General features: G+C 49.0%; 21 protein-coding genes. 2 read left to right on the top strand and 19 right to left on the bottom strand.

Annotated elements, in window-relative coordinates:
* Positions 1-37: 37 nt before the first annotated feature.
* The 6 genes from ACM26W_RS02060 to ACM26W_RS02035 form a co-directional block, all read right to left on the bottom strand.
* On the bottom strand, positions 38-1720 hold the full coding sequence (locus ACM26W_RS02060; protein ID WP_416139222.1) for an electron transfer flavoprotein-ubiquinone oxidoreductase: 1683 nt from the start codon (positions 1718-1720) through the stop codon (positions 38-40).
* 251 nt (positions 1721-1971) lie between these two features.
* Complete coding sequence (locus tag ACM26W_RS02055) at positions 1972-2949, bottom strand: Bug family tripartite tricarboxylate transporter substrate binding protein (protein ID WP_416139221.1); 978 nt, start codon at positions 2947-2949, stop codon at positions 1972-1974.
* Between the two features lie 127 nt (positions 2950-3076).
* Positions 3077-4054, bottom strand: coding sequence for a Bug family tripartite tricarboxylate transporter substrate binding protein (locus ACM26W_RS02050; protein ID WP_416139220.1), 978 nt, complete (start codon positions 4052-4054; stop codon positions 3077-3079).
* Positions 4055-4374: 320 nt separating this feature from the next.
* Positions 4375-5898, bottom strand: a complete 1524-nt coding sequence (locus ACM26W_RS02045; RefSeq protein ID WP_416139219.1) for a tripartite tricarboxylate transporter permease — start codon at positions 5896-5898, stop codon at positions 4375-4377.
* Between the two features lie 10 nt (positions 5899-5908).
* Positions 5909-6352: a tripartite tricarboxylate transporter TctB family protein gene (locus ACM26W_RS02040; RefSeq protein WP_416139218.1), complete on the bottom strand. Its 444-nt coding sequence runs from the start codon at positions 6350-6352 to the stop codon at positions 5909-5911.
* A gap of 238 nt (positions 6353-6590) precedes the next feature.
* Positions 6591-7949 (bottom strand): MmgE/PrpD family protein, encoded by a 1359-nt coding sequence (locus ACM26W_RS02035; protein WP_416139217.1) that lies wholly within the window; start codon positions 7947-7949, stop codon positions 6591-6593.
* A gap of 371 nt (positions 7950-8320) precedes the next feature.
* Between ACM26W_RS02035 and ACM26W_RS02030 the strand changes: the two genes are divergently transcribed.
* Entirely contained in the window at positions 8321-9688 is a 1368-nt protein-coding gene (locus tag ACM26W_RS02030; RefSeq protein WP_416139216.1) for an MmgE/PrpD family protein, read from the top strand.
* 296 nt (positions 9689-9984) lie between these two features.
* Here ACM26W_RS02030 and ACM26W_RS02025 read toward each other — a convergent pair whose 3' ends face one another.
* The 7 genes from ACM26W_RS02025 to ACM26W_RS01995 all read right to left on the bottom strand — a co-directional run bounded on the left by ACM26W_RS02025 (position 9985) and on the right by ACM26W_RS01995 (position 16174).
* The gene (locus ACM26W_RS02025) at positions 9985-10779 is read right to left on the bottom strand and encodes an alpha/beta fold hydrolase (RefSeq protein ID WP_416140793.1); all 795 of its coding nucleotides are present in this window, start codon (positions 10777-10779) and stop codon (positions 9985-9987) included.
* A 278-nt stretch (positions 10780-11057) separates the two neighbouring features.
* Entirely contained in the window at positions 11058-11525 is a 468-nt protein-coding gene (locus tag ACM26W_RS02020; RefSeq protein ID WP_416139215.1) for a MaoC/PaaZ C-terminal domain-containing protein, read from the bottom strand.
* Positions 11526-11595: 70 nt separating this feature from the next.
* The gene (locus ACM26W_RS02015; protein ID WP_416139214.1) at positions 11596-12765 is read right to left on the bottom strand and encodes a thiolase C-terminal domain-containing protein; all 1170 of its coding nucleotides are present in this window, start codon (positions 12763-12765) and stop codon (positions 11596-11598) included.
* The gene (locus ACM26W_RS02010) at positions 12762-13181 is read right to left on the bottom strand and encodes a Zn-ribbon domain-containing OB-fold protein (protein WP_416140792.1); all 420 of its coding nucleotides are present in this window, start codon (positions 13179-13181) and stop codon (positions 12762-12764) included. The genes ACM26W_RS02015 and ACM26W_RS02010 overlap by 4 nt, the downstream gene beginning before the upstream one ends.
* A gap of 48 nt (positions 13182-13229) precedes the next feature.
* Entirely contained in the window at positions 13230-13694 is a 465-nt protein-coding gene (locus ACM26W_RS02005) for a MaoC family dehydratase (RefSeq protein WP_416139213.1), read from the bottom strand.
* A 15-nt stretch (positions 13695-13709) separates the two neighbouring features.
* The gene (locus ACM26W_RS02000; protein WP_416139188.1) at positions 13710-14879 is read right to left on the bottom strand and encodes an acyl-CoA dehydrogenase family protein; all 1170 of its coding nucleotides are present in this window, start codon (positions 14877-14879) and stop codon (positions 13710-13712) included.
* A 59-nt stretch (positions 14880-14938) separates the two neighbouring features.
* Positions 14939-16174, bottom strand: a complete 1236-nt coding sequence (locus ACM26W_RS01995) for a CaiB/BaiF CoA transferase family protein (RefSeq protein ID WP_416139212.1) — start codon at positions 16172-16174, stop codon at positions 14939-14941.
* 457 nt (positions 16175-16631) lie between these two features.
* On the opposite strand from ACM26W_RS01995, the gene ACM26W_RS01990 reads away from it, so the two are divergent.
* Positions 16632-17879, top strand: a complete 1248-nt coding sequence (locus tag ACM26W_RS01990; RefSeq protein WP_416139211.1) for an MFS transporter — start codon at positions 16632-16634, stop codon at positions 17877-17879.
* Between the two features lie 626 nt (positions 17880-18505).
* On the opposite strand, the gene nfsA is transcribed toward ACM26W_RS01990, so the two are convergent.
* The 6 genes from nfsA to ACM26W_RS01960 form a co-directional block, all read right to left on the bottom strand.
* Positions 18506-19237, bottom strand: coding sequence for an oxygen-insensitive NADPH nitroreductase (nfsA, locus tag ACM26W_RS01985; protein ID WP_416139210.1), 732 nt, complete (start codon positions 19235-19237; stop codon positions 18506-18508).
* A 637-nt stretch (positions 19238-19874) separates the two neighbouring features.
* Entirely contained in the window at positions 19875-21359 is a 1485-nt protein-coding gene (locus tag ACM26W_RS01980) for an aldehyde dehydrogenase (RefSeq protein WP_416139209.1), read from the bottom strand.
* A 151-nt stretch (positions 21360-21510) separates the two neighbouring features.
* Positions 21511-22545: a zinc-dependent alcohol dehydrogenase family protein gene (locus ACM26W_RS01975; protein ID WP_416139208.1), complete on the bottom strand. Its 1035-nt coding sequence runs from the start codon at positions 22543-22545 to the stop codon at positions 21511-21513.
* A gap of 875 nt (positions 22546-23420) precedes the next feature.
* Complete coding sequence (locus ACM26W_RS01970; protein ID WP_416139207.1) at positions 23421-24401, bottom strand: Bug family tripartite tricarboxylate transporter substrate binding protein; 981 nt, start codon at positions 24399-24401, stop codon at positions 23421-23423.
* Positions 24402-24551: 150 nt separating this feature from the next.
* Positions 24552-24908, bottom strand: coding sequence for an integrase core domain-containing protein (locus tag ACM26W_RS01965; protein WP_416139206.1), 357 nt, complete (start codon positions 24906-24908; stop codon positions 24552-24554).
* Between the two features lie 70 nt (positions 24909-24978).
* A complete protein-coding gene (locus ACM26W_RS01960) occupies positions 24979-26361 on the bottom strand; it encodes an MmgE/PrpD family protein (protein ID WP_416139205.1) in 1383 nt (460 codons plus the stop codon).
* Positions 26362-26490 lie beyond the last annotated feature (129 nt).

Here is a 26490-nt window from a genome sequence, read left to right as displayed (position 1 = left end):
TCACTCTCCCAAATTCAAACAAGCCAGCGTCAGCTACTTACATGTTCGGATAGTTGGGCCCGCCGCCGCCTTCCGGCGCCACCCAGGTGATGTTCTGGGCCGGGTCCTTGATATCGCAGGTCTTGCAGTGCACGCAGTTCTGGAAGTTGATCTGGAACTGCGGTTTGCCGTCGTCCCCTTCGATCACCTCGTAGACCCCCGCCGGGCAGTAGCGCTGGGCCGGCTCGGCATACTCGGGCAGGTTGTCACGGATCGGCAGCTCGGGGTCCGTCAGGCGCAGATGGGAGGGCTGGTCCTCCTCGTGGTTGGTGTTCGACAGGAACACCGAGGAGAGCTTGTCGAAGGAGAGCTTGCCGTCGGGCTTGGGGTAGTCGATCTTCTCGCACTCGCTGGCCGGCTTGAGCCGGGCATGGTCCGCGGTGGTGTCGTGGACGTTGGGCAGCTTGCCGCCGAGCAGCTGGTTGACGAAGTTGTAGGCGCCGCCGCCCACGGTGCCGTACTTGTGGATCGCCGGGCCGAAGCTGGCGCTCTCCTTGAGCTCGGCATAGGCCCAGCTCGCCTCCCACTGCTCGGTGAAGGCGGTCAGCTCCTGGCCACCCTCGTCGCCCTTGGCCAGCGCCTCGTAGACCGCCTCGGCGGCCACCAGGCCGGACTTCATGGCGGTATGCAGGCCCTTGATCTTGGCGAAGTTCAACGTGCCGGCGTCGCAGCCGATCAAGAGGCCGCCGGGGAAGGTCATCTTCGGCAGGCAGTTGAGCCCGCCCTTGGTGATGGCCCGGGCGCCGTAGGCGATGCGCTTGCCGCCTTCCAGGTGCTGCTTGAGCACCGGGTGGTGCTTCATGCGCTGGAACTCGTCGAAGGGCGACAGCCAGGGGTTCTGGTAGGAGAGGTCCATGATCAGGCCGACCACCACCTGCTGGTTCTCGGCGTGGTAGAGGAACCAGCCGCCGTGGGTGTGCTTGTCCAGCGGCCAGCCGGAGCCGTGCAGCACCAGGCCGGGGTCGTGCTGCTCGGCGGGGATATCCCACAGCTCCTTCAGGCCGATGCCGTAGTGCTGGGGGTCCTTGCCGGCGTCGAGGTCGTAGTCCTGGATCAGCCGCTTGCCCAGGTGGCCGCGGGCGCCCTCGGCGAACAGGGTGTACTTGGCGCGCAGTTCCATGCCCGGCATGTAGCTGTCCTTGGGTTGACCGTCGGCGCCCACGCCCATGTCGCCGATCAGGATGCCCTTGACCACGCCCTCTTCGACGATCGTCTCCTGGGCGGCGAAGCCGGGAAAGATCTCCACGCCCAGCCCCTCGGCCTGCTCGGCCAGCCAGCGGCACAGGTTGCCGGCGCTGATCACATAGCGAGTGCGCTCTCCACCATCGGTCTGGCCGTCGGTGTTATGCATGGACTTGGGCACCAGGGCGTTGGGCAGCTTCTGGGCCTTTTCGGCATCCTTGAGCAGGTAGAGCTCGTCGCGGGTCGCCGGGGTGGTCAGCGGCGCGCCGCGCTCCTCCCAGTCGGGGAACAGCTCGGCCAGGGCGCGGGGCTCGAAGACCGCGCCGGAGAGGATATGGGCGCCCACCTCGGAGCCCTTCTCCACCACGCACACCGTCAGTTCCTGCTCGGCCGCATTGGCCTGCTGCATCAGCCGGCACGCGGCGGCCAGGCCCGAGGGCCCGGCGCCGACGATCACCACATCGAAATCTATAGTGTCTCTTTGAACATCACTTGACATAGAGAAAACCTATAAAGGATAGGAGAGAAGAATCCCAGCACAGCAAGATGAAAAGTGCTTAAGAAAAGAACAACAAGGTGAAATACGAAAAGACAGAAACCACCAAGACTGAAGCAGAAAAAACTCGATACAACAAACAAAGGTTAATTAAAAAGGATCTTCGCCCAGAAGCAATGCAAATGCAGATAGCATAAGAAAGCCAACTGAGGCGAAGATCCCAAGATCTTATTGCATATAAATAACGATGCATGCTACTCAATTACAATATTGGCCTTCTCGATCACTTCAAGATACCTCTCTCCCTCTCTGATGAGAAATTCACTAAATTGGTCAGGGGTACGAAGATCAGAGAGCCCCAGCCCTAAACGATTCAGTCTCGCAACAAAACCTTCGTCATTCTTTGTTACTTCTAAAGCCTCGCCAAGGGTATTACGCGCGGCATCAGGGATTCCAGAGGGTGCAAGAAGCCCGAAGAATAATGTGTACGAAGCATCAGGATATCCAAGCTCATGAAAGGTTGGAACTTCAGGAAAATCCTCAGAGCGCTCATTCGAAGTGATTGCAAGAGCCCGCATGTCGCCACTTCTAATGAGCTCGGCAGTAGAAGTAGCAGGCCCCATCATAAAGTCAACTCGCTGAGTCATAACATCAGGGACAGCAAGAGATATCCCACGATAAGGAATTTGGTGAAAAGAAACAGAAGCACTGGTAGCAAACATCTCAGTAGTCAAATGAGAAGTTGTCCCTGGGCCAGTAGTAGCATAAGATATGCCACCCGGATCATCCTCAGCAGCGTCGACAAGCTCTTCAAGAGTAGTATATGGAGAGGAGCTGCTTACCACTAGCAAAGAAGGAGCAGTACCAAACTCACCAACACCCACCAGGTCATCAACAGAATATCCAACATCTTGAAGCAGTGGCATAGTAATAGCTGTATTAGCGGCAACTAGAAGTGTATAGCCGTCAGAATCAGCATTTACCACATAGCGGGTACCAAGCATTGAAGCAGCACCAGGGCGATTCTCAACTACAACGGGTTGGTCTAGATAACTAGACATTTTCTCGGCGTAAAGCCTTGCAACACCGTCAGTCATTCCCCCAGCAGAAGTCGGTACAATTAGATTTATCGGCCGCTCCGGATAGGTACCATCACCCGCAAAGACTAAAGAATGAAAGCCCAGCCCAACAGCGAGTGCCATACCAAAGGCAGAAGACTTATGATTTTTCATGATACAGCCACCTCTTGAGTTAAGATTTATTATTCATACTTCCGTTGAAAAAATTACAGAACATCAAAAAGAAAAAGACCTCCATCAAAGCATGAACTTAAAAGGCACAGAGGTGAGAAAGGCAAAGTCATTGACTGAGGTCTATTCCCGCCCCCTCAACAAGAGGCTTGTATCTGTCACTCTCTTGCCGGATAAAGCCATCAAACTCCTCCGAGCCTATGTCGGATAATACATACCCCATACCAGCCATACGGTCTAATAATACATCATCCTCTCTAGCCACCTCAACTGCTTCTGCAATGGATTGCCGAATGCCATCAGGGATACCGGCGGGAGCGAAGAGACCTAAAAAGATGCTGAAGCTAGCATCACCATATCCATAATCACTAAAAGAAGGCACATCTGGGTAAGCCTGAGCACGCTCAACTGACGAGACAGCAAGAGGACGAAGATCACCGCTTTTAATTAGTTCACCAGTAGAAGTGGCGGTACCCATCATCAAATCCACTCTATTAGCAAGAACATCAGGAATGGCATTAGATATCCCTCTGTAAGGAATATGGAAGAGCTCAACACCTGCACTTCTTGAAAATAACTCAACAGGAATGTGCGACGTGGTTCCTTGACCGCCAGAAGCATAAGTGATGTCAGAAGGACGTTCATTAGCGGCATCAAGTAATGCAGAGAAGCTCTCGATTGTCGATTCCCTACTGGTAACAAGAAGAGCGCCGGATTGTCCAAGCAGTGCAAGCCCAGTGAAATCTTCAATACTATAACCGGCATCTTCAGAAAGAAGGGGCATAGTCACTAGAGTATTAGCAGCCACTAGAAGCGTGTAGCCATCAGGCTCAGCATTAGAAACATAGCGAGAGCCTAGCATCGTACTGGCTCCAGGCCGATTTTCTACAAAAACGGGCTGATTGAAAAAAGACGCCATACGCTCAGCATAAAGGCGAGCCGTCACGTCAGCCCCTCCTCCTGCTGAGCTTGGAACAATAATACGGATCGGCTTTTCCGGAAAATCAGACTCATAAGCTCCAACTGAAAAAGAAGTGGCCGAACCCAACACAACACCTGCGCACAGAAAAGCAGTAATCGCCTTCATTTCACGGCCCCCAGATTATCGAATTTGTAAAAACAAACCTACACCAGAATCCGAAAAAGAGTCGAGTCAGAAATCACACCCGCAGGGAAAGATATAATTACCAAACATCATTAACATTAAACCACAGCCATACAAAACTGAAATAAACAACACCATATAAGATCCGCACCCACTCAAGAAAACGAGGGCAGCACAAACAAAAAACTCTCTAGACATCACAAAGTACAGAGTGGTTCACACACAAAAAACAAAGAAAAAGAAAGAAAGAAAACAAACAGTGGAGTGGCCATTAGCCACACCACTGCCAGTAGTATAAATTATTAGCGAGCACTTCTCCGCACTATCCTACGCCGCGAAAACAGATACGAGAGAATAGACCTCGCTGGCGCTGCCAAAAGTAAAACTGTCAAAATCAAGAACACAAGGCTAACCGGCCGCTCAATAAATACACTAAACTCACCTCTGGATATCAATAAGGCACGACGGAAATGCTCCTCCATCATAGGCCCGAGGATAAATCCAAGAAGAACTGGAGCCGCAGGAAAGCCAAAAATCCGCATAAAGTAGCCAATCACACCAAAAAACAAGACTACAAAAACATCAAAAATATTATTATTAACGCTATATACGCCAATACAGATAAAAGTCAAGATAGAAGGGTACAAGACACCGTAAGGAATAGACAACATCTTTACCCATAGCTTGATCAAAGGAATATTCAGAACTAGCAGAAAAAAGTTACCGATCCAGAAGCTCACAATAAGTCCCCAGAACATCGCGGGCTGCTCCGTCAGGAAAAGAGGACCAGGAACGATGCCATGAATCATCATGGCGCCCAATAATACAGCTGTTACTGCATCACCTGGAACACCTAAGCTTAGAGTTGGAATGAACGCCGACTGAACAGAAGCATTATTGGCAGCTTCCGGGGCTGTGATACCCTCAATCGCACCATTGCCAAAGCGTTCGGGATTCTTAGCAACACGCTTCTCAACACCATACGACAAGAATGCAGCGATAGAAGGCCCTGAACCGGGTAGGGCACCAACAATAGAACCAATAACTGAACCGCGAGCTGCAGGCTTTACCATACTACGCCACTCACTCTTGCTTGGTAGCATTGACCGAAAGCTTAGATCACGTGTTTTTACGGCACTCACCACTTGAGTACGCCCAACATTGGAGATTATTTCTGATACGCCAAACAGGCCAATGGCCATAGCAACAAGAGTAAAGCCCTCACTGAGGCTCATGACCCCAAAAGTAAACCGCTCAACCCCACTATTAATATCAATGCCGACCAAACCAAACACTAAGCCTAAAATGACAGCGGCAATCCCTTTCAAGGCAGACCCACCCGCTAAAGTCGAGGCGCCGACCAAAGCCAAAAGCATCACAGAAAAATATTCCACTGAGCTGAACTGCAGTGCCATACTAGCAATAGCAGGCGCTAGAGACATAACAAGAATAATAGCGAAAGTGCTGCCAACAAAAGAGGCAATAGCAGTCACAAAAAGCGCCACGCCGCCCTTACCTTGTTTCGCCATGGGGTTACCATCCAGGCAGGAAACGGCACTTGAGGCACTACCTGGCAAATTGAGAAGTATGGCAGCTGTGGATCCACCATACTGGGAGCCATAAAAAATTCCAGCCAACATAATTAAAGCAACAGTGGGATCCATATAGAAAGTCAATGGAAGAGCCAAGGAAATAGCGGTAAGAGAGCCAACGCCCGGTAACACACCCACAAAAGTTCCGATCGTCACCCCAATAAAGCAAAACAATAAAGCTTCAACACTGATAGCCGTTTGAAGACCAAGAGCCAAATTTGAAAAAAAGTCCATGATTATGCCCTCACCACCAGAACACTGAAATAGGAACACCAAGGGCCTTGACAAAGACAAACACCCCTATCAAGGACATCACAAAACTAATGATGATGGCATTCCTTATGCGAATAGGACGATCACCTAGGGCACTAAGCATAACAAGCGAAAAAGTCGCTATAACCAACCCTGCGTGCTCGACCAAAAATGCAAAAGCTAATACTCCTGAGCTTACAGCGAAGAAAGCACGTAGCGGAAGCTGTACCTTCACAGAGTTACGAGTGAAGGCGTCTACTACGAGACCAACACCAACAAAACACAGCACCCCACCTACTATTACAGGGAAGTAACCAGGCCCCATCCGTGCCAAGCTCCCCATTGAATAGGCTGCCCCATAGTATACAACCGCAACTCCTAACAATAGGATTGTAAGAGCTGCCAGAACTTCTTCTTTTACCAAATAAAACTTCATGGCCTACTCCAGCATCATCTTTATATTGATTGTAACTATGCATGGTACCACATTGCCCTTGGGCACTTCACCCTTAATCGCAAGCAAGATAAGTAGGGATAAATACTACACACACTTAACACTAGCTTGCAAAATGCACTTAAGATACAACGAATCTGAATATCTACTACTTGATTGACGGCAGAGAAATTGCATATAGCATAATTCTAGCTTAAACCTCTGCCGAAATTAGCAGCACCTATTTTAGCAGACGCAAAAAATTCTTAACTGAAGCACCATCCTTAAGAGTGTTTGCAGCCTTAATGAAATCATCGGCAGATAGACGTGATCCATTGAACTCAAGGCAATCAAGTACTTTAGACCTGAGTTGACTCTCCGTCATACGCATTTCAGGACTCCCGGAAACCATCTCAGTGGCAATATAGAAAGGAGACCCATTGTTAAGCTCCACATGAAACTCAACTGGAACCATACCTAGGAATCCCACATCAGGATTTGCTTCAATCAAAACTTTCTCAGATGCAAATCGCCCAACCATGGGATTCCCAATAGACTCAAGAGTAAAGTCACCAAGACGCACCGCACCGCGCAATAATGCTACTGCCACTGTATAAGAAATACTGAATTGAGCATCTACAACACCGGCACTCTGACAATCATAGTCCCGGCCTACCATATTGACAGCTTGCCCGCTTACCCGGATTCGAATCTGGCTTATATCATCAGGGCGCAGGCCACGCTGATAAAGTTGAAGCGCGAGGTCAATGGGTGCATGCGTAAATCGGCATGATGGATAAGGCTTGAGGCTCAGATCATTCACTAGACTACAGCTTTCCAAACCAGGAAGCATGGAGTCTCGATCAAAACTACCATCTTGGTATAACCCAAAGAAACCAGCTCTACCTTCAAAGACATTACGTGGCCCATCAATACCTGCCTCCGCAAGAGATGCAGACATCAGTACGTCTTTAGCCATCAACGCAGGCTGAAAACGTTTGGCAAGACTGCCATCAATTATGGATTGCAGGCTTCCGGCAGTCTGCGCTAGTTGATGACCAAGTGCACTCACCGTAGTCTCTGCATCCCATTTTCTAAGCCGAGCAATTGACAACACTGCACCCATGCACCCACTAATTACGCTATAGTTCCATCCACGAGACCCTTTCGGCCCCCCTGCCCTCCCAATACGCATAGCTGAATCAAGGCCAACTGCCAAGGCTGTGAGAAACTCACGACCATCACAGTCCGGGCGATTCTCCTCCAGGTCAGCAATAAGTGCAGGCAGCACAACGCTATTCGCGTGCAGTGGAACTTTATCATCCGTATCATCATAATCCAAAGCGTGCAAGCTACCGGCATTCAGAAAAGCAGCGAAGGGCGCCGGCATCTGGCCAAAGCCCCCCCATACCGTACACCCAGAATCCCCCCAACGGCCAAGCGCGCGTCTTGCCTCGTCTAGACCCGGAGCGCTGGCTCCACCGAGAGCACATGCAAGACTATCTATTAGTGAAGCAACAGTTGCTTCTACCGTGTCTGATGACAAATCATGATAATTCCGACTAATAGCGCTTACTGCAAGGTGATGAGCAATATCCATAATAATCCTATCGTATTAACAAGTAAAAAAACTAGCTTTGGTGTTCCGGAAGTCTCGGTCTTACGACAGGGTTCGTCCAGTCGGATTTCATGCCTTACCAGGTAAGCGAATCTTACGCCGCAGGATCGCCAAGCAAGCGGTTAGGAATACTTACCATAGCAGCAAAAATTCCAACATGACTTTATGAATACATCATTGCTATTATTTCTATAACAATAATACTAGCTTGTTAAAATAAGTTAAGCCTAAGAGATGATACGACACCCAGGGTACCGCAGATAATGCAACAACAGTTCTAAAACTCCTTTCTTGAATCTAATAATTACCTATACTATCAGGCTAATATAACCCATAAATGATCGAGGCAACCAATGGACAAAACAACAAAGACTCTGGCTGAGTTCGTTTACCAGACAGATTTCAGTAAGCTCACAGAAGAATCTATCCACCAAGGCAAGCGACGTTTGATCGACAGTATTGCCTGCGCCGCAGCGGCCTATCAAGAACCATTCTGCTCTCGTCTCCGTTCTATTTCAGAAAGTTACAGTGGAGTACCCGCGGCTCGAGTCTGGGGTAGTGGAAAAACAACTTCGATCGAAATGGCAGCCTTCGTAAATGGATCCATGATTCGGTATCTAGACTACAGCGATACTTTCATAGGAAAGAGTGCTGGCCACCCTAGTGATATGTTAGGTGCTCTCGTTGCCTTAGGTGAAGGGTTTGAGGCGGATGGCAAAACTTTGATTACTGCCATAGTGTTGGCTTATGAGGTTTACTGTGGGCTTTGTGCATCGGTTTCACTTAAAAACAACTCAATTGATCAAGCTGTTTGTGCTGCGGTCGGAACGTCAGCGGGGGCCGGCAAGTTACTACGCCTATCACGCAAACAAATAGAGCATGCCATATCGCTAGCACTAGCCCCCAACCTTCACCTCTATAATGTCCGTTGCGGTGCGTTATCAGACTGGAAATCTTGCGCGGGCCCTAACGGCGCACGCAACGGTGTTTTTGCCGCATTACTGGCACAAAAAGATATTACTGGCCCGAGCGACATAATTGATGGTAACGGCGGATTTTTCGAAGCCACCACACCATTTGAGTGGAGAAAAAGCAGTATCGAGACACCATTAATATTATCGACACACTTGAAATATTATCCTGTTTGCTACCACGGTCAAACTGCGGTTGATGCAGCCGTCCATCTTCATGACAAGGTGATAGAAAGCAGCATTGATGAGATCATCGTCGAAACTTACGAAGCTGCCTATCGAGCAATGGGAAGTGATAAAGAACGCTGGTCACCCACGACACGTGAAACTGCAGACCATAGCCTACCTTACACTATTTCAGTTACATTACTAGAAGGGCACTTAACTTCAGAACATTATACGGAAAAATGGTTGAAAAATGAAAGGATCAAGAGGCTCATAGATAAAGTCCAGGTCAAGAGCTCTCAGAATATGACGGAGGAGTACCCAGAAAGGATACAGACTCGTATCACCATTAATAATACAGATGGATCATCTCTGACCTACCTACAGGATCTACCAAAAGGGCACGCAAACAATCCACTGTCCGACACCGAGGTAGAGGAAAAATTCATGCGCTTTTTTCATTTATTTGGGAGCAAAGTGCCTGCCAAGCGTGCAATCGACCTTCTTTGGAAAACCGAAGGGCTTAGCAATATTAGTGAAATCATTGATACTACCTGCCAGAAGCCATCTCACAATTCTGGGTAATTCACTAAGATGACCTAAAAATTAAGATGGAAAGCAATATCACTCACTGAAGAGTGGCTGCATGGAAGTTTTCGTGCAGCCCTATGTATAATTTCCATATAGAGAGATAGCTGCAGGAATTAACAATTGTAACCTCGAGCACCAGCTTCCTATAGCACTGTTTAAAACTATGAACACCCCCGCCACTCCTCAGTGAAAAACGTCCTATTCTACACAGCGCGAGGAACAAGCTATAAATATTTAACAATAACGTCTTTATCAAAATAAAAAACCAGTAAAAAAACAAAACGGTCAGTTCATAGACAAAGCTTACGACTCAGAAAATCGATAATAGCGGCGCCAAAAATGTCATTTTTGTCTCCTGCAACCATATGCCTAGCACCTTGTAAGTTAACATATTCTGCATGCGGACATATCGAAAGAAACTGGTCCACACCAGCCTGGCTCACTACATCTGATTTTGCACCGCGAACAAGCAAGGTTGGTAAGGATAAATTTTTCGCAGCTGCAACCCTCCGCGCGGTAGAATCACGCTCACGAGCAGAGAGCCGCGGATCCCAATGCCAGTAATACCTCCCATCTTCACCAAACCTAACATTCTTCGCCAATCCATCTAAATTACGATCATTATTTTTCCTTGGGCTATACTTTTGTATAGCCGCGGCCACCTCCTCAAGGGAGGTAAACCCATCAACATTTTTCTCCATAAAAGCATTTATTCTTGAGAGCCCATTAGATTCAATATGTGGAGCTATATCAACAAGAACCAATGCTGAAGCTTCGAGAAATCCTTCTCCAACAGCAACCATAGATGCTGCTCCCCCCATAGATGCTCCTACGAGAGCAGGATTATTTTTTCCTAACTTTTTAATGATGGATCTCATATCGTGTATCATGGCCATCCTGCTATAATCTCCGTTAGATGGCCAACTTGAATCACCATGCCCCCTGGCATCGTAGGCAACAACGAAGTATCCACAAGAGCCGAGCAGCTTTCCTGTGTTACGCCAAGAGTGCCGAGTTTGTCCCACCCCATGTGACAGTAGTACGAGAGGACCCCTCGAATCACCCCAAGAATCAGCCGCAATCATCACACCCTTATGGCCACTGAATAAATGCATTGGATCAGGTGTGCCAGGAAGTCTTTTAAGCATAAATCCTCATCAAGAAAGACCAAGAAAAAAGAGGGGCAATTTCACAGCACTCAAAGCTTTACAACAACTTCACCAATGCATTGTTAAAAATGCATCACACTGAGAAACCAAAACTTGCCCCAAACAAGCACCAGCATTAACAATGCGTTTTGACGATAGACCGATGAGATGAAATGTTTTTCAACGAGTTAAAGGGTTCTAATAACAAGTCGCAATCACTCCCTTGGCCGGCGCCGGTAGAGTAGCTTAGCGATCATTTCTTGAGCCACTGTACCGTTTTGCTTTATACATTTTCGCCGAAAAGTAATAACTCCTTTATCCGGCTTACTGGTCTCTTTCTTATCTAGCACTTCCGAATGGAGGCGAATTGTATCTCCATGCTTTACAGCATCTATCATTCTCCATTCATCGATCTGTAAAAGAGCAATCAGGGTTCCATCATTAATTCCACTTGCATACTGCAGGCCACCCATTATTGAGTAAACAAGCGGACCATGCGCAATGGGCTCCCCAAACTTTGTATCTTTGCAGTACTCAAAATTAGTATGCACTTCATTGAAATCGCCAGAGAGGCATGCAAAATTTACAATATCTGTTTGCGTAACAGTTCGAGCAGGACTTACAAGTTCCTCTCCAACCACAAAATCCTCAAAATACCTGCCACGGGGAGTAGGTTGTTTCATACTAATTCCTCATGCGATTATGTTAATGCACTCAAGAAACGAACGGGCAACTTCGTCAAGTATAATCTTCTCAGCTGGCCAAGATCACTGTGCAATGAGAAGAAAGGATTCCACCCTCATTGTGTACTAGCGCCACTTCCGCACCATTTACTTGCCGATCGCCCAGGCCTCCGCGTAGTTGTCGGACGGCCTCTACAATTCCAAACAAGCCACCGGCGGCCCCAGCATGTGCATGAGATAACATGCCGCCGTGGGTGTTGATAGGCAATTTACCTGTAATGCTTGCATGTCCCTCGGAAAAGAACACCCCTCCCTCTCCCTTTTCACAAAATCCAAGTTCTTCCAACTCAATGATAGGTACAATCGAGAAGCAATCGTAAAGCTCGGCTACATCAATGTCATCTGGTGTGACACCAGCCATTTCATAGGCTATTCTTCCTGACTGTGCAGCACCAAAGTCAGTTAGACTAGGCGCACACATCAAGTGCTCATGGGTGTGGAACTCACCGATACCTTGTAAATATGCAGGCTGGGACTTGAGATCACGTGCTCTCTCAGCGGAGGTAACTATGAAAGCACCTCCTGCATCAGAAATAAGACAACAGTCGAGCATCCCAAATGGATCGGCAATCGGCTTAGCGTTGATCACGTCCTCAATCGTAATAGGCTTTTTCATGTGAGCATTAGGATGCAAAATGGCATGCTTTCGCGTCTGCACGGCAACGCTAGCCATGTGTTCTCGAGTAGTGCCATACATATGCATATGGCGCTGAGCAATCATACCGTAGAAGCCAGGGATCGAGGTGCCGTAGGGTTGCTCGAAATAAGGGTGACCTACAGCCATTAGGTTTGCCACAGTTGCATCACGAGACTGCCCACTGGAGCGATTCTCTCCGGCGCAGACCAAGATGGTTTCAGCCTGGCCCGAAGCAATGGCCTCAGCAGCGTGTTTGAGCATTACAGCAGGAGTAGCTCCACCCACCACCATGGAAGCGTTGTATGTTGGTTTAATTCCAAGATATTCACAGAGAACCGAGCCCAACATAAAATATGGTTCTGTCAGGGAATAGGCTGTCAAGACACCATCGATGTCCGACACCTTAAGTCCAGCGTCATCAAGTGCCCTCTTAGCTGCTTGAGCATTCAGACCAAGACCAGACATATGAGGCACATTTCCGATCTCTGACTCACCCACACCAACGATTGCCACCTTATTCTTTAATGATTCCGGTTTTCTCATGTGCCTGCCTCGTCATCGAGAGTAAACTGTGGGATCAGAGTATCATCTCCGCGGCTCCCAAAGGTTACTGAAACACGGTCACCGATGCTGACGGAAAGCGAATTCTCACCTAATACATTGGCTACCATTCGCGGCCCCTCATCTAGGTCGATCAGGGCAGTGACGTAAGGAACTTGTTGGGCAAAAACAGGGGACGGTGCACGACGAATAATGGAAAAGCTGTGAACCGTTCCCCTTCCCTTACTATCGACCCATTCAAGCTGCTCGGACCAGCAGAAAGGGCAGAGGTATCTGGGCATGAAATGTAGTTCCCCACAATCTTTACATCTCCGTAAGACTAGCCTCCCTTCCTGCGCCGCATCCCAGTATGGCCGAGAGTCGCCATTAGCAACCGGCTCCGGTAATTCTGTGTTCATCATGGGTAACTCCCCATTCTTTCTTAGAAAATGTAGACAGTTTAGGAATCAGTCAAAAGGGTCAGAAAACTTACGTGTTCGGATCATGCGTGTGGAGAGATAGCAGATCACGACTTCCCCCTTGCCATTAACGACCTCATGAGAAGTCACCACCACCCCGCGATCCGATTTTCTCGTTAGCCGCTTACTATGCAGCCGTACACGATTTCGAATGGATTCGCCGGCATACACTGGCTGTTTGAACTTGGGGTTGAGCCCCATCAGGAATATCCCTCGACGACGCGTCAACCCCGCTTGCAGCACTAACCCCTCCGCCATACTGAGAACAAACAAACCCGGCGCCATACGGCCTGCATAGTCATTGGACGCTTGAACATATGCCATGTCCGTGAAGGTCGGCGTCTGAAATCCGCAAAGTGCCACGTAGGCTTGGATGTCTTCCTCAGTAACCACCTTAGCCTCCGTTTCAAAGGCCCAGTCGTCGGTATACTCTTCGAAGTACAGAGAGGTCATGGTGATTCATGCTCCTTAGTACGAACGCGGCAGGCCAAGGACGTGCTGACTGACGTAGTTGAGCACCATGTTGGTAGAGATCGGTGCGATCTGGAAAATCCGGTTCTCACGGAACTTGCGCTCTACGTCATATTCCCGGGCCAAACCAAAGCCACCGTGGGTCTGCATGCAGGTGTTGGCTAGATCCCAGGAGGCTTCGGACGCCAGCATCTTCAACATGTTGGCTTCGGCACCGCAGTTTTCGTGGCTGTCGAACATGTCCGCTGCTTTCCAGCGTAGGGCGTCGACCGCTTCAAGCTGGGCATAGCCCTTGGCAATCGGGAACTGAACCCCCTGGTTGGTGCCGATCGGACGTCCAAACACCACCCGCTCGTTGGCATACTTAACCGCACGGTCCAGGAACCAGCGGCCATCACCGATACACTCGGAACCGATCAGAATCCGTTCGGCGTTCAAGCCGTCCAGTAGGTATTTGAAGCCCTTGCCTTCTTCTCCGATCATGCAGGTTTCCGGGATACGCATGTCGTCGTAGAAGACCTCGTAGGTATGATGGTTGAACATCACATCGATCTTCTTGGTGGTCAGGGTTTTGGGATCGATCTTGCGCTTGTCCACCAGGAAGCAGGACAGACCCTGGAACGGCTTCTTCGGGTCTTTGACCGGACTGGTACGGGCAAACACCATGAAGAAGTCGGTGTGGTCCATCCGGGAGGTCCAGACTTTCTGGCCGCTAACTACCCACTCATTACCTTCTTTACGGGCCTTGGTGGTGATCTTGGAGGTATCGGTACCGGCGGTCGGCTCGGTCACCGAGAAGGACTGCAGGCGCACTTCGCCAGACGCCACCAGCGGCAGGATCTCCTGCTTCATCTCATCAGAACCGTGACGCGCCAGGATGCCCATCATGAACATCTGACCGTGCAGGTTGGAGCCGCTACCACCACAGCGATGGATCTCTTCCACCACCACAGACGCCTCACGAACACCCAGACCCATGCCGCCGTATTCCGCTGGAACCATGACCGAGCCGAGGCCGGCTTCCATGGCGTCTTTGATAAAGTCGTGCGGAAAGCCTTCGGTGCGATCCAGCTCACGATAGTACTCATCATCATAACGAGCGCACACTGAGCGAGTGACTTCACGAATCTCTTCAAGGGTCAGGCGAGCGGAATCTTCATTACTCATGTTGTGGCATCCTTTTATCACTGGATAGAGAGAATGTAAGGGTAGTTGTTAAGTTTTAGTTATTGCGGATTACATGCGCCAAATACACCTGTCTGCTCAAGCTTTACTATCTCGTCATCACACAAGCCGAGCCCCTCGCTTAATAGTGCATGACGATGTTCACCCAGCTGGGGAATGCGTGAAGAATCAGGAGCCGGCTCAAATCCTGTGGGATCTGCTGGCAAGGTGAGCGTGCCGCCTAGGCCATCGTTGACTTCACGAAGGGCACCCCGCTGCTTCAAGTAGCCATCCTCGATGACCTCCGCCATGCTCAAGATGCCGGCAACGGGCACATCGAACTCCCCCAGCTTTTCAGTAATCTCAGCGCGAGTATGCTGGCGAGTAAACTCTTCAGTGATGGCATGTACTTCAGATTGTCGTTTCGCCCGCTCGACATAAGTCGCATAGCGCTCGTCGAGCCCCAACTCGGCGCGACCCATGGCAGCGCACAAGCGGTGCCAGAAATCATCACGGTTAACACCGATATTGACGTAGCCGTCTTTTGCCGGGAATGCACCGTACGGCACACCATGAAAGTCATTGGAGCCCGCAAAGGCAGAGAAAGCTGCATCGGCAATCTGAACGCGCGCCAAGGCTACCGACACCATCGGCAAAGTGCATTCGACTAAGCCCAGATCCACCAACCGCCCCACCCCATGCCGTTCCTGATTGCGTAAGGCCAGGAGAATGGCCGAATGTGCGGTCATGCCCGCCAGGACATCCCCCAACGCAAAGCCGCACCACACTGGATTTCCGGAGTGATCACGGGTCAGCCCGGTCGTGCCAGACATGGCCTCCGCCACCATGGCCAAGCCGGCACGGTCGGCATACTCACCTGCGTTATCGATGCCGAAACCCGAAATCGACACGACAACCAGCCGCGGAAACGCTTCACGCAGGGCGTGAGGATGAATGCCCAGCCGCCCCAGCGCTGCCGCCCGCATATTGGTCACGAACACATCGGCGGATTCCAGCAAGGAGCGAAAGACGCGCATGCCTTCCAAGTTCTTAAGGTCCAGAGCGATACTTTTCTTTCCGCGATTCAGCGCTCCGTAATGTGCAGACACATTACCTTTCTCACTTGGACGCATGGGGTCACGGGAGCGCGACAGCTCACCGTGAGGAGGCTCTACCTTGATGACCTCAGCGCCTTCCTCGGCCAGCAGCTGGCAACAGTATGGGCCAGCAATGAGGTGGCTCAACTCGACCACCTTAAGGCCCTGAAGAGGCTGGGGTAACGCAGGGACTGTACTCATCTCAATGGTCCTTTTCGGAGGATGATCCCAGTATCGAAACCCACAGACGGTAAGTCGAGTTGGTTTTTTTGTGGTGGAGGGTAAGATGAACTAACCAGATTACCTTTTCAAGAATAGCCGGCCAAAGAAAATACATAACCACCTTATAATCCCTCTTAATAGATTTTCACATACTTTTTTTAGACTGTGACCTGCAAACAACAGTAAGGAAAACTTCCCACAGCAACACTAATCCTTACTGGACCTATAGAGAATGTTAGCAGACAATCATTCTGAAGTTATCTGAAAGCTCCTAAACCTAGTTTCACTCGGAGCCAACATTAAACTCATAACACCTACCGCACTGTTATCATAACTTCTCGTAACAAATTTATCTTTCGACTTGCCATTTGAAATAATTGCAAGAATCTCCTCTGAGCCTGGCAACCTGATAATTTTTCTTGACATGAAACAGACTATGCTAACTCTAGAAAAAAGGCCTTCGGCGCTAGATCCATTTCGCAACACCAGCTTCTTTATGCTGTGGATGGCGTGGGCTTCTTCGAATGTAGCTTTTTGGATGAATGAGGTGGCATCCGCCTGGCTAATGACCTCTCTAACAGACAGCGCGCTTATGGTGTCCCTAGTTTATACATCTTCTACACTTCCCATGTTTATATTTGGCCTTCCAAGCGGGGCGCTTGCGGACCTACTAAACCGGAGGCTGTTTTTCGCAGCAACTCAACTTTGGCTAGCTATAACTGCTCTAACACTCACCATTCTTGTTTCAACGAATTCTATCTCCGCCTCGCTGCTTCTAGCCTTAACTGCCGCAAATGGCATTGGCATGGCAATGCGCCTTCCTGTGTTTTCAGCCATTATACCAACCATAGTTTTTCGCAATGAACTTCCATCTGCTCTAGCCTTGAGTGGTGTTGCAATGAATATTGCACGAATTATCGGGCCAGTTATAGCAGGATTAATAATTGCCAACACAGGCAGTCAATATGTATTTGCCCTCAATGGCCTGCTATCTATTATTGCTTTAACACTAATCCTCCGCTGGAAGCCAGCAAGCGAAATCAAGAAGTCGCCAAGAGAGCCATTTTATACTGCCATTTTGACAGGCATCCTTCATGTAAGGAACTCAATTCGCATGAGAGTTCTCATTGCTCGCATTTTTATATTTTTCTTGCATGCATCCTCACTTATTGCTCTGCTTCCACTTGTCTCGCTCAACAAGCTTGGTGGCGGCCCTACAACATACACATTTCTGATCGCTTCCATGGGGACTGGAGCTATAGCATGTGCTTTTTTACTACCAGTTTTACGACGCAAATTAAAACATGAAACAATGGTAGTCATTGGGACATTAACATATGCAGCATCCATTTTAGTAGTTTCGATATCTTCAAGTTCACTAATTTCAATATTAGCAATGTTTTTTTCAGGCGCTGCATGGATTGGCACCGCAAACACCATAACAACTTCTGCTCAATTAACTCTTCCAGACACAATTCGTGCTCGAGGAATGTCTATATATCAAATGGCCTTAATGGGGGGGATGGCCTCCGGGGCTGCCCTATGGGGTTTCGTAGCCAGCATCTTTTCATTAGAAACCAGTCTAATTACTGCCTCTCTATCTAGCTTGTTAGCCTTAATTATTTCCAAATACTTTGGATTAACCTTACAAGACGACGGTGGTGAGACTACATTATTGAAGTAACATCCATCCCAAGATCCCAGCAACAAGTTTAGACCTTGCCTAACAGACTAACTTGATGATGTCAGGCATGCCAAATCTGCATAGGTGAGCTATGGCAGGAGGTTACGTAACTCCGTCAAGGGATGGGCGCCTAGCTGGCGAAGTTGCCTTTTCATGAGTAAGTCCTGTCGGCCCAGCATGGCGAGATCCTTACAGGTTTGGTTATCAACAAGGAATGGTCATGCGGATCGGGGGGATAATCTGTTTTTATGATTTACGGAATTATAGCTCCGGCGTCGACACTGAGCCGCTTGTTCTCACGGCGCAGGCGCCGCAGTTCTTCCTGCACGGCACTGGTGGCGCCATCGTGACGCCTCCCCCCCCCCCCGCATCACGGTCGGCCTGCTTCACCCAGTTGTGGATGGCCTTATCGGTGGGCTCGAACACTCTCGCCAGTTCTTCCGTGGGTTCGGCCCGCCCGGACCAATTCGACAATCTTCTGCCGTAATTAGGCAGGGTAAGGGGCACGGGACTTGGGCATGGTGGACTCCTCCTTCTCAAAGGGACGGGTGTCCACCGAACCGGCTCAAATTCAAGCTGTTATCTAACCATCGGTAAGCCGACGGAAGTTGATCCAGAACCGAATCTCACTTCATCTCGAACCCGCGCATAACTAGAAACTCCCGCATATGGCGGCGAAGCTTGGTATCGAACAGCGGGGTCAGGTTCTGCGACCAGGTGCTGTCCTTGGCGCCGCCCTTCCGCGACTGGAAATAGGCGTGCATGGTCGCGTCGAAGGCCTCCACCTGCTCGCGGTCGTCAGTGTAGGTGTCCTCCTTGAGGATCGCCTCCACCGGCAGTCGCGGCTTCACGTCCGGCTGGTGGGCCGGGTAACCGAGACACATCCCGAACACCGAGTAGACGTGATCCGGCAGGCCCAGCAGGTCGCTGATGGCCTGGGGATTGTTGCGTACGCCGCCGATGTAGCAGATGCCCAGCCCTTCCGATTCCGCAGCGATGGCCACATTCTGGGCCATCAGAGCGGTATCCACGCTGGCCACCAGCAGCTGCTCAGTCATGCCGCGCACCACCCGGGCACCGGTGCGTTCGGCAGCCTCGGTGGGACGCTTCATGTCGGCGCAGAACACCAGGAAGGCGCCACAGGTGGCCACGTAGGACTGCCCGCCCGTTAGCTCGGCGATCTGCTCGCGGTTCCCGGAATTCTTCACATGGATGACGCTGTAGGCCTGAACGTGGCTGGAGGTGGCCGCCCCCTGCCCGGCGCGAATCAGCTCCTCCAGCAGCTCGCGGGAGACCGGCTGGTCGGTGAACTTGCGGATAGAGCGATGGGATTTGAGCAGCTCGATAGTGGGGTTCATAGGACCTCGTTCACTATTTTCCTAAGGGTGTTGCCCAGCACACCCCGGCTGAGTGGACCGGACAGGGCTTGGTGCTCAGTCACCCGTAACATGTCTGGACAGCTGATAAAAGGTGCCGGTGCTATACATTTACCTCGAACACCAGCACATAACCCTGACGCACCAGGGCGCGGCTTTCGCTTCGTTTTTCGCCTGACAATGACAGACTTAATCCGTTATCAGTTGCAATAGCGGTGAAGCAGATCGCTGTCATATCTCTTTGGCAGCGCTTGATTGGCCTGCGCATGGGCCAGCCAGGAAAGCTTGCTCCATGATCGGCATGAAGTGCCGTGTATCTGCATACTGCCCCAGAGAAGACGTGAAGGCTAGCGGCTAGCCATACGATCACACATCATTTGGATCTTGGTCGTCAGTCCGCCTTAGCTGCGCCCCAGGCAGGGTCTTTGAGCGCTTCGTGCCCCCTTTACCGCCTCCTTAAGCAGCTCGCGTTGCCCGGACCGACTTCTAGCCGATCACCTAGGTGCCTAGGTCCATCAATCCATCTTCACGCAACCGAAGCTGGAGGCCGGCCAAGATAGCTTGACAGGTGCCATCATCACGCCACTGGAGACTATGGTCATAGGCGCTATGATTAATCTTAGGTTTTCAGCTTAAAAGGATCACGCTCGTCCTCAGAGTAATCGATCATTACATTCTTTATTTTAAGGTAATCCTCTAGTGCTGGAGTACCTCGCTCCTTACCATATCCAGAATCTTTGTATCCACCGAAAGGAGCCATTACCTGTCCTGACCGATATGTATTAACCCAAACTGTACCTGCCTGAATGGCTCGAGCCATCCTCATAGCTCTTGAAACGTTAGTTGTCCAAACACCGGATGCTAAACCGTAGCATGTATCATTTGCAATTCCTATGGCTTCTTCTTCTGTATCAAACGGAATAATCGCCAGAACAGGGCCGAACACTTCCTCTTGCGCTAAGTACATGCTGTTATCTACATCAGAAAATATTGTTGGCTCCACAAAAAAACCAGAATCAAGCCCAGGCCCAGTCGCTCTCTTGCCGCCAGCAACAAGGCGGGCACCTTCACTAATTGCATTGTCAATTCGCTGCATAATTCTGTTATATTGCGGCTCGTTTGCAGCAGTTCCCATCTCAGAGTCTTTGTCAAGAGGATTGCCTAGCTTAATCTTCTTAGCTCGTTCCACCAGGCGATCAACAACCGTCTCGTATACTCCTCTTTGCACCAACAACCTAGAACCGGCAATACAAGTTTGTCCAGTTGCTGCAAATATTCCAGCAAGCGCACCGACTATTGCCTTATCAAGATCCGCATCATCAAAAATTATATTTGGAGACTTTCCACCCAGCTCCAGTGTTACAGGAATCAAACGCTCCCCAGCATCTGCTGCAATTTTCCTACCAACCTGAGGTGAGCCAGTGAAGCTTACCTTATCAACTTTACCATTTCGCGTGAGAGCCATTCCGACTTCATAGTCTCCTGAGACAATATTTATTACCCCTGGAGGAAATCCTGCCTTCTTGATCAGATTTGCCAACTCCAGCGTAGTTGCTGATGCATGCTCTGAAGGTTTAACCACCACACAGTTTCCTGCTGCTAATGCCGGTGCAAGTTTCATGCATAGAATTGACATGGGAGAATTCCATGCGGTAATTAAAACACAGACTCCTAGAGGCTCTTTCACAGTGTAATCAAGAACGTTTTTTTGATCCAGCGGGATCGATTGCCCAAATATTTTATCCGCTAGACCAGCATAAAACCGATAGGCCCTGGCTGCCATCAGCATTTGCCCATGGGTTTCCCGAATCACTTTTCCATTATCAGTTGTTTCCAAGATAGCCATTTTCTCGGCATCGCCCTCCAAGAGATCGGCAAATTTATTAATCACATTAGCGCGCTCAAGCCCACTAAAACCACCCCATGAATTATTAAAAGCATCCCGCGCCGCTGCAACAGCGCGGGCTACCTGACCGCTACTAGCCTGGGGTATTTTTGCATGCACCTCACCCGTAAAAGGATTATATGAGGGGAAAAAAATCTCATCATCCGGATCAACAAACTCATTATTAATGAATAACTTATATACGTTAGGCATTGCCATTTTAATCCTCTTGAATCAAACCCGGAAGTTTACGAACTGCCACCATCAACTAAATCACATCGCTTCGGGCCCAAAGTCACAACACTGCATTAAAAAAACTTATATTGACAAGAAGCAACGGATTAATAATAGAGTAGATTAACCCATGGTTTCATTGATCGAAAACAAACACCCCTTTCCCCATTTTCCCAGAATCAAAAAGCTCATAGGCCTCTTCGGCTTGGTCGATACGAAACTCATGAGTAAACAATCCCTCAACGTCAACACCATTCTCGACAACAAAGTTTGCGCAGTCATCCAGCATACTCTTACTGAATGTTTGCGACCCAACTACGGTTTTCATTCTTTGTATTGTTTCGATCACATCAAATTCGATTTTACCATAAACACCCACGAGACATGCAGTGCCCCATCTACACAATGACTCCACAGATTGACGGCGCGCATCAGAATTGGAACTACACTCCATTGATTTATCTGCCCCCTCCCCCCGCCTAGTTACAGATTTGATGGCTTTAACAGGGTCTTCTTTGGCTGGATTTACAAGCACATCAGCTCCAAACTTTTTAGCCAGTTCGAGCCTTTCTTCAGAAACATCTAGCGCAATAACTCTTGCGCCCATTGCTTTTGCAAACATGGTTCCACTTAGCCCAACAGGCCCTTGACCAAAGATTGCAATCGTTTCTCCCCCCTTAAGATCCAGCCTTTTAATAGCGCCATAGGCGGTTCCAGTCCCACATGCTACTGCTGCACCAGCCTTGAAGGAGAGGGAGTTTGGAATTTTTATCAGTGAATGGGCAGGCACCTTCATGAACTGAGCATGAGCACCATGCCCCCCCGAAACACCGAAGGTTATCTTATGCTCTGTCCCACACAATTGAGTCCATCCGGACCTGCAAGAATTGCAAACCCTACATCCATCGTAGTGGTGAACAACTACCCTATCACCAATTCTCGCTTCATGTGGTAACACACCTTCACCCACCTTCTCTATAACACCACATGGTTCATGCCCAGCTATGATCAATTGATCTTCACTTCGTGAATCCCCACGATATTGATGTAGGTCAGTGCCACACATTCCAGATGCTTTAATCTTTACAATAACATCATTGGGACCAGGAATAGGATCGGGATATTCTACAACACCAAGCTTTTTCTCCCCGAAGAAAACTATTGCTTTCATACACCACTCCTTACCATTTTAATTTCTCATCCAACAGGGTGAGGTAGATTGTTATAGGCTCAAATAATCATATACAGGTTTCCGCTTCACGAACATAGATCCGCGAATATTTAATGGACTATTAACACCTACTCACTAGAAGAATACCACCACAAATTATCAAGCACTATCAAATAACTCTCAGCAATGGAATAGTTGAAATGGCACCCCTCTCTCTGAGTTATTATAAAATTTAGTACATGGCCGACCCGGCCGTAGTACTATGTGCTGATCGATCAGCACCTCCACAGCCTGAAACTTAAAATTACTCACGACCAGTTCAAGCTTGCTCTCCCCCTTGATGCACGTCCAGTGCTTCTAGGCACTCAATCGCAGTTTAAAGACCATCGCGAGGTCTGTTGCATGAAAACTGAGATTCCGACTTCGCCTGCTCCGCAGTAGGACCTTGGAAAAGGTCGGCTCTATACAGTTGTTCGTACAGATACATAACCTTTGCTGTGAAATGTGGTCATATAACGTCAGCAACTCCTCCCGATATTGGTGGGCCAGGCACCTCATAGCCTTGTTGTACTTAGCCTCGACATCATTAAGACCGGTCTGGCCCGTGCGATCCGGCAGGTAACCGTTGCGTACGACTGAAGTCGTCCATGTTTCAGTGCTCTGTCGAGGTCCCATCCCAAAAAAAAGACCTTTGCCGCCTTTCTAAAGCAGTCCGCAGTGGATCACTGCGGACTGCGTAAAGGATTGGAGGGCAGAGCCCGTCATTGCATATTCATCCTTTTCTGATTGTGACCTTGCGAGATCAACTAGGAGAATACGCCGTCCTCTCTTCTACCTTACATACACATCACTAGACTACATTTGCACTTCTTACTTCACTTGACTGCGATCCCGATTCTATTCATTAATTCATGGTAGCGCACATTTTCCCCCCTGATGAAACCATCAAACTCATCAGGGCTATTTATTCCAGAATGGCTATAACCCATGGCAGATTTCCTTCGCTGCAACTCTTCGTCTTCTCTTGCCGCCCCAGCCGCCTCAGCAAGAATTTCACGAATATAATCTGGAGTACCAGCAGGAGCAAAGAGGCCTAGAAATATGGTAAACTCTGCGCCTTCATAACCAAGCTCGCCAAATGCAGGAATGTCATTGTATGATGGTGATCGTGCAAGTGATGATGTCGCCAAAGCTCTTATGTCTCCACTTCTCACCAATTCGTTAATAGTTGTTGTGGCAGAAGCCATCAGAAAGTCCACTCTACCTGAAAGAACATCAGGTGTAGCATTAGATATGCCGTTGTAGGGTATATGAAGAAGCTCTACACCTGAACTTTCTGAAAACATCTCTGCAGCGATATGTGCTGTAGTGCCATACCCCCCAGAAGCATATGTCACCACCCCCGGGTTCTCCTTTGCATAATCAACAAGATCATAGATAGTATTAAAATCAGAACTAGAACCTGAAACCACAAACATAGGGGTTTGCCCTAGCTCCGTGACTCCCACAAAATCCTCAACTGCATATCCTGCATCATCGGATATTAGAGGCATGGCTATCAAAGTATTCGCTGCAATCAGGATAGTATAGCCATCCGGCTCCGCATTAGCCACCTGTCGGGAGCCAATCATTGTGCTTGCACCGGGTCTATTTTCAACGACCACAGGCTGATCCAATAAATCTGACATGCGATCAGCATAAAGTCGTGCAATTACGTCTGCACCTCCTCCGGCCGTGCTAGGTACAACAAGACGAATGGGTTTGTCCGGAAATTCAGCCTCTTTGGCCATGACATGATTACTCATGATGGCGGCAAGAAGTACTACTGGAATACTACCACATATTTTTTTATTCATTTATAATATCCTACTAAACTATAAAAAATATATTAATGCTTTTCTTAGTCAAAAAGAGCTTATTGCCTCTATCTTCACCCACTTTAAACCATGCTCTTTTATTGTAGCTTCTCACAAAAATACTACTAGTTAGTTTTATTTTCCTGACAGTCATCTCAGCTTACTGTCAGGTTCCTGTAATGCCCCCCAGGTTTCTTCACACCCTACGCGGCTAATGCGAGATGTGCCCGGGGTCCACATAGCCAAGTACTGATGTGGCCGTTCTTCGTTGTAGTACCGGATCCAGCGCCCGATCACAGCTCGGGCCTGGCCAAGCGACTCGAACCGATGCTGCCAGATGCACTCTTCCTTCAAGGAGCGGAAGAAGCACTCGACCAGCCCGTGGAGAAAGAACGCAACTCTGGCAACACCGGTTGTAGTCGTTGCACCAAGCTCGAGTAGTGATGAGCCGCTGGATCCGGCACTACAGCTAAGTGCGATTATATCAGTCGTTGAGATATGTAACATTCCATCTCACCCTGCATTAGCAGCGTAGGGTGTGCAGAAACCTGGGGGGCAATTATACGAAACCCTACAGCTATAAAAGAAACTCTAACACCTTCGTCGCATCGTCGAATTTCTCCAAATTACGCACCATGTTCTGAGATCTTTCGATGCTTTTTAGTGCAAGTGGAATAGCAGCTAGCGAGGCTGCATCTTCAAATTTATTATAAAGATAATCCCAGGTCATTGGAGTTTCGGAGCTTCCCGGCACATCGTCACCAAGCCGCATTAGTGTCCTGCCGTCCATGGTTAGTATTTCAACTCGACCTTCTGGGAGTTTTGATTTCCAATCAAAACTAGTGTCAAAAATAGGAACCACCTTCTGAGCTGCACTCAGGACCTCGGGGTCATTAAGTGTATCTCCAGTAAAGTCAGATACCTTAACCTGACCTCGAGTAGCGGCCAGCGCTATTACGAACGGAATGCTAAATTTCGCATCTGCAAAAGTTTTGGGTTGTCGACGACTCTCAAGTGGCTGGCATAGTTGATTCTGAAAATCTCCCACATATACATTAATCTTTTCGATGTCTAAAATAGTTATGGCATGCTTTTTCATCAGCTCAAGTGTGGCGTGAATATATGCATGAGAAGCGCCACAGGATGGCCATGGTTTGTATAAAATAGATCCACCATCGAAGACACTTCCTAATCCTTCAAGCATCTTTTCGCGGTCGTACTGGCCGTCAAAGTAAACATTGAAGAGGCCAGCCTTTCCTTCGAAGAAACTCTTTGTCCCCGTAACACCCTTCTGCGACATCAGGACCGAAAGTACTGCTGCTTTGCTTGTAAAGCCAGCGTACATACCCCGCAGATCGCTACCAACTCCATATGCCAACTCCATCGTACCGGAAGCTTGGTTTCCAGCAATCCCAAATGCATTTACTGTCTGCTCCCGGCTGAGTCCAATAACGTGAGCACCAGCCGCTGTTGCAGAGAATACCCCCATCACTGTTGTGAGATGCCAATCCTGTTTCCAGCCGACGTTGCGTCGCAGCCGCAAAAACAGATCCTGCCCAACAGCTACTGCAGTGATCATGTCTTTACCAGAAATTCCACCCATACGCTCGGCTAATGCAAAAACTACTGGAACGATCGAACTGCTTGGGTGATGACCCTCTGGCGCATGGTCATCGAAATCCAGGCAGTGGGCCATAGCACCGTTAGCGAATGCGGCCATTATCGCCGGCACACGTGCACCAAATCCTAGCACTGAGCTCTCTTGACGGCCCCCGCCCTCAAGGGCAATTTCGGCTATACCTCGCACGGCAGGTTCCATGCCACTTGCAGCAAGGATCACCCCAAGAGTATCGAGGATGCTTTTCTTAGCAGCGTCTATAGCGTCTTCAGAGAGATCAGAATACTTAGCATTTTCAACAAACAAAGCGAAATCATAGGAAATATCTTTGCTCCCAATCATAGTAAACTCCAAGTCACTATAGTAAAAAAAGATGCGAAAACTTATCCGCGAACTGACATGTAACACTCACACAAAACTCGGGCACCTAAGGTCTAAAATATACTCATCGGCAGGGTAGGTGTCAAAAAC

Origin of the sequence: Halomonas sp. HK25, assembly GCF_047795635.1 — a bacterium.
Taxonomy (GTDB): domain Bacteria; phylum Pseudomonadota; class Gammaproteobacteria; order Pseudomonadales; family Halomonadaceae; genus Halomonas.
Note: the sequence above shows the minus strand (reverse complement) of the source record. Positions and strands in the feature narration are given on the sequence as shown.

What these genes read in the sequence shown, in the direction of transcription:
- ACM26W_RS01960 (WP_416139205.1), bottom strand. Translation starts at nt 26,361, where the DNA reads ATGATTGGGAGCAAAGATATTTCCTATGATTTCGCTTTGTTTGTTGAA.
- ACM26W_RS02050 (WP_416139220.1), bottom strand. Translation starts at nt 4,054, where the DNA reads ATGAAGGCGATTACTGCTTTTCTGTGCGCAGGTGTTGTGTTGGGTTCG.
- ACM26W_RS02015 (WP_416139214.1), bottom strand. Translation starts at nt 12,765, where the DNA reads ATGAGAAAACCGGAATCATTAAAGAATAAGGTGGCAATCGTTGGTGTG.
- ACM26W_RS01980 (WP_416139209.1), bottom strand. Translation starts at nt 21,359, where the DNA reads ATGGCAATGCCTAACGTATATAAGTTATTCATTAATAATGAGTTTGTT.
- nfsA (WP_416139210.1), bottom strand. Translation starts at nt 19,237, where the DNA reads ATGAACCCCACTATCGAGCTGCTCAAATCCCATCGCTCTATCCGCAAG.
- ACM26W_RS02005 (WP_416139213.1), bottom strand. Translation starts at nt 13,694, where the DNA reads ATGACCTCTCTGTACTTCGAAGAGTATACCGACGACTGGGCCTTTGAA.
- ACM26W_RS02010 (WP_416140792.1), bottom strand. Translation starts at nt 13,181, where the DNA reads ATGAACACAGAATTACCGGAGCCGGTTGCTAATGGCGACTCTCGGCCA.
- ACM26W_RS01990 (WP_416139211.1), top strand. Translation starts at nt 16,632, where the DNA reads ATGCTAACTCTAGAAAAAAGGCCTTCGGCGCTAGATCCATTTCGCAAC.
- ACM26W_RS01965 (WP_416139206.1), bottom strand. Translation starts at nt 24,908, where the DNA reads ATGTTACATATCTCAACGACTGATATAATCGCACTTAGCTGTAGTGCC.
- ACM26W_RS01975 (WP_416139208.1), bottom strand. Translation starts at nt 22,545, where the DNA reads ATGAAAGCAATAGTTTTCTTCGGGGAGAAAAAGCTTGGTGTTGTAGAA.
- ACM26W_RS02060 (WP_416139222.1), bottom strand. Translation starts at nt 1,720, where the DNA reads ATGTCAAGTGATGTTCAAAGAGACACTATAGATTTCGATGTGGTGATC.
- ACM26W_RS02045 (WP_416139219.1), bottom strand. Translation starts at nt 5,898, where the DNA reads ATGGACTTTTTTTCAAATTTGGCTCTTGGTCTTCAAACGGCTATCAGT.
- ACM26W_RS02000 (WP_416139188.1), bottom strand. Translation starts at nt 14,879, where the DNA reads ATGAGTAATGAAGATTCCGCTCGCCTGACCCTTGAAGAGATTCGTGAA.
- ACM26W_RS02040 (WP_416139218.1), bottom strand. Translation starts at nt 6,352, where the DNA reads ATGAAGTTTTATTTGGTAAAAGAAGAAGTTCTGGCAGCTCTTACAATC.
- ACM26W_RS01970 (WP_416139207.1), bottom strand. Translation starts at nt 24,401, where the DNA reads ATGAATAAAAAAATATGTGGTAGTATTCCAGTAGTACTTCTTGCCGCC.
- ACM26W_RS02055 (WP_416139221.1), bottom strand. Translation starts at nt 2,949, where the DNA reads ATGAAAAATCATAAGTCTTCTGCCTTTGGTATGGCACTCGCTGTTGGG.
- ACM26W_RS02035 (WP_416139217.1), bottom strand. Translation starts at nt 7,949, where the DNA reads ATGGATATTGCTCATCACCTTGCAGTAAGCGCTATTAGTCGGAATTAT.
- ACM26W_RS02030 (WP_416139216.1), top strand. Translation starts at nt 8,321, where the DNA reads ATGGACAAAACAACAAAGACTCTGGCTGAGTTCGTTTACCAGACAGAT.
- ACM26W_RS02025 (WP_416140793.1), bottom strand. Translation starts at nt 10,779, where the DNA reads ATGATTGCGGCTGATTCTTGGGGTGATTCGAGGGGTCCTCTCGTACTA.
- ACM26W_RS01995 (WP_416139212.1), bottom strand. Translation starts at nt 16,174, where the DNA reads ATGAGTACAGTCCCTGCGTTACCCCAGCCTCTTCAGGGCCTTAAGGTG.
- ACM26W_RS02020 (WP_416139215.1), bottom strand. Translation starts at nt 11,525, where the DNA reads ATGAAACAACCTACTCCCCGTGGCAGGTATTTTGAGGATTTTGTGGTT.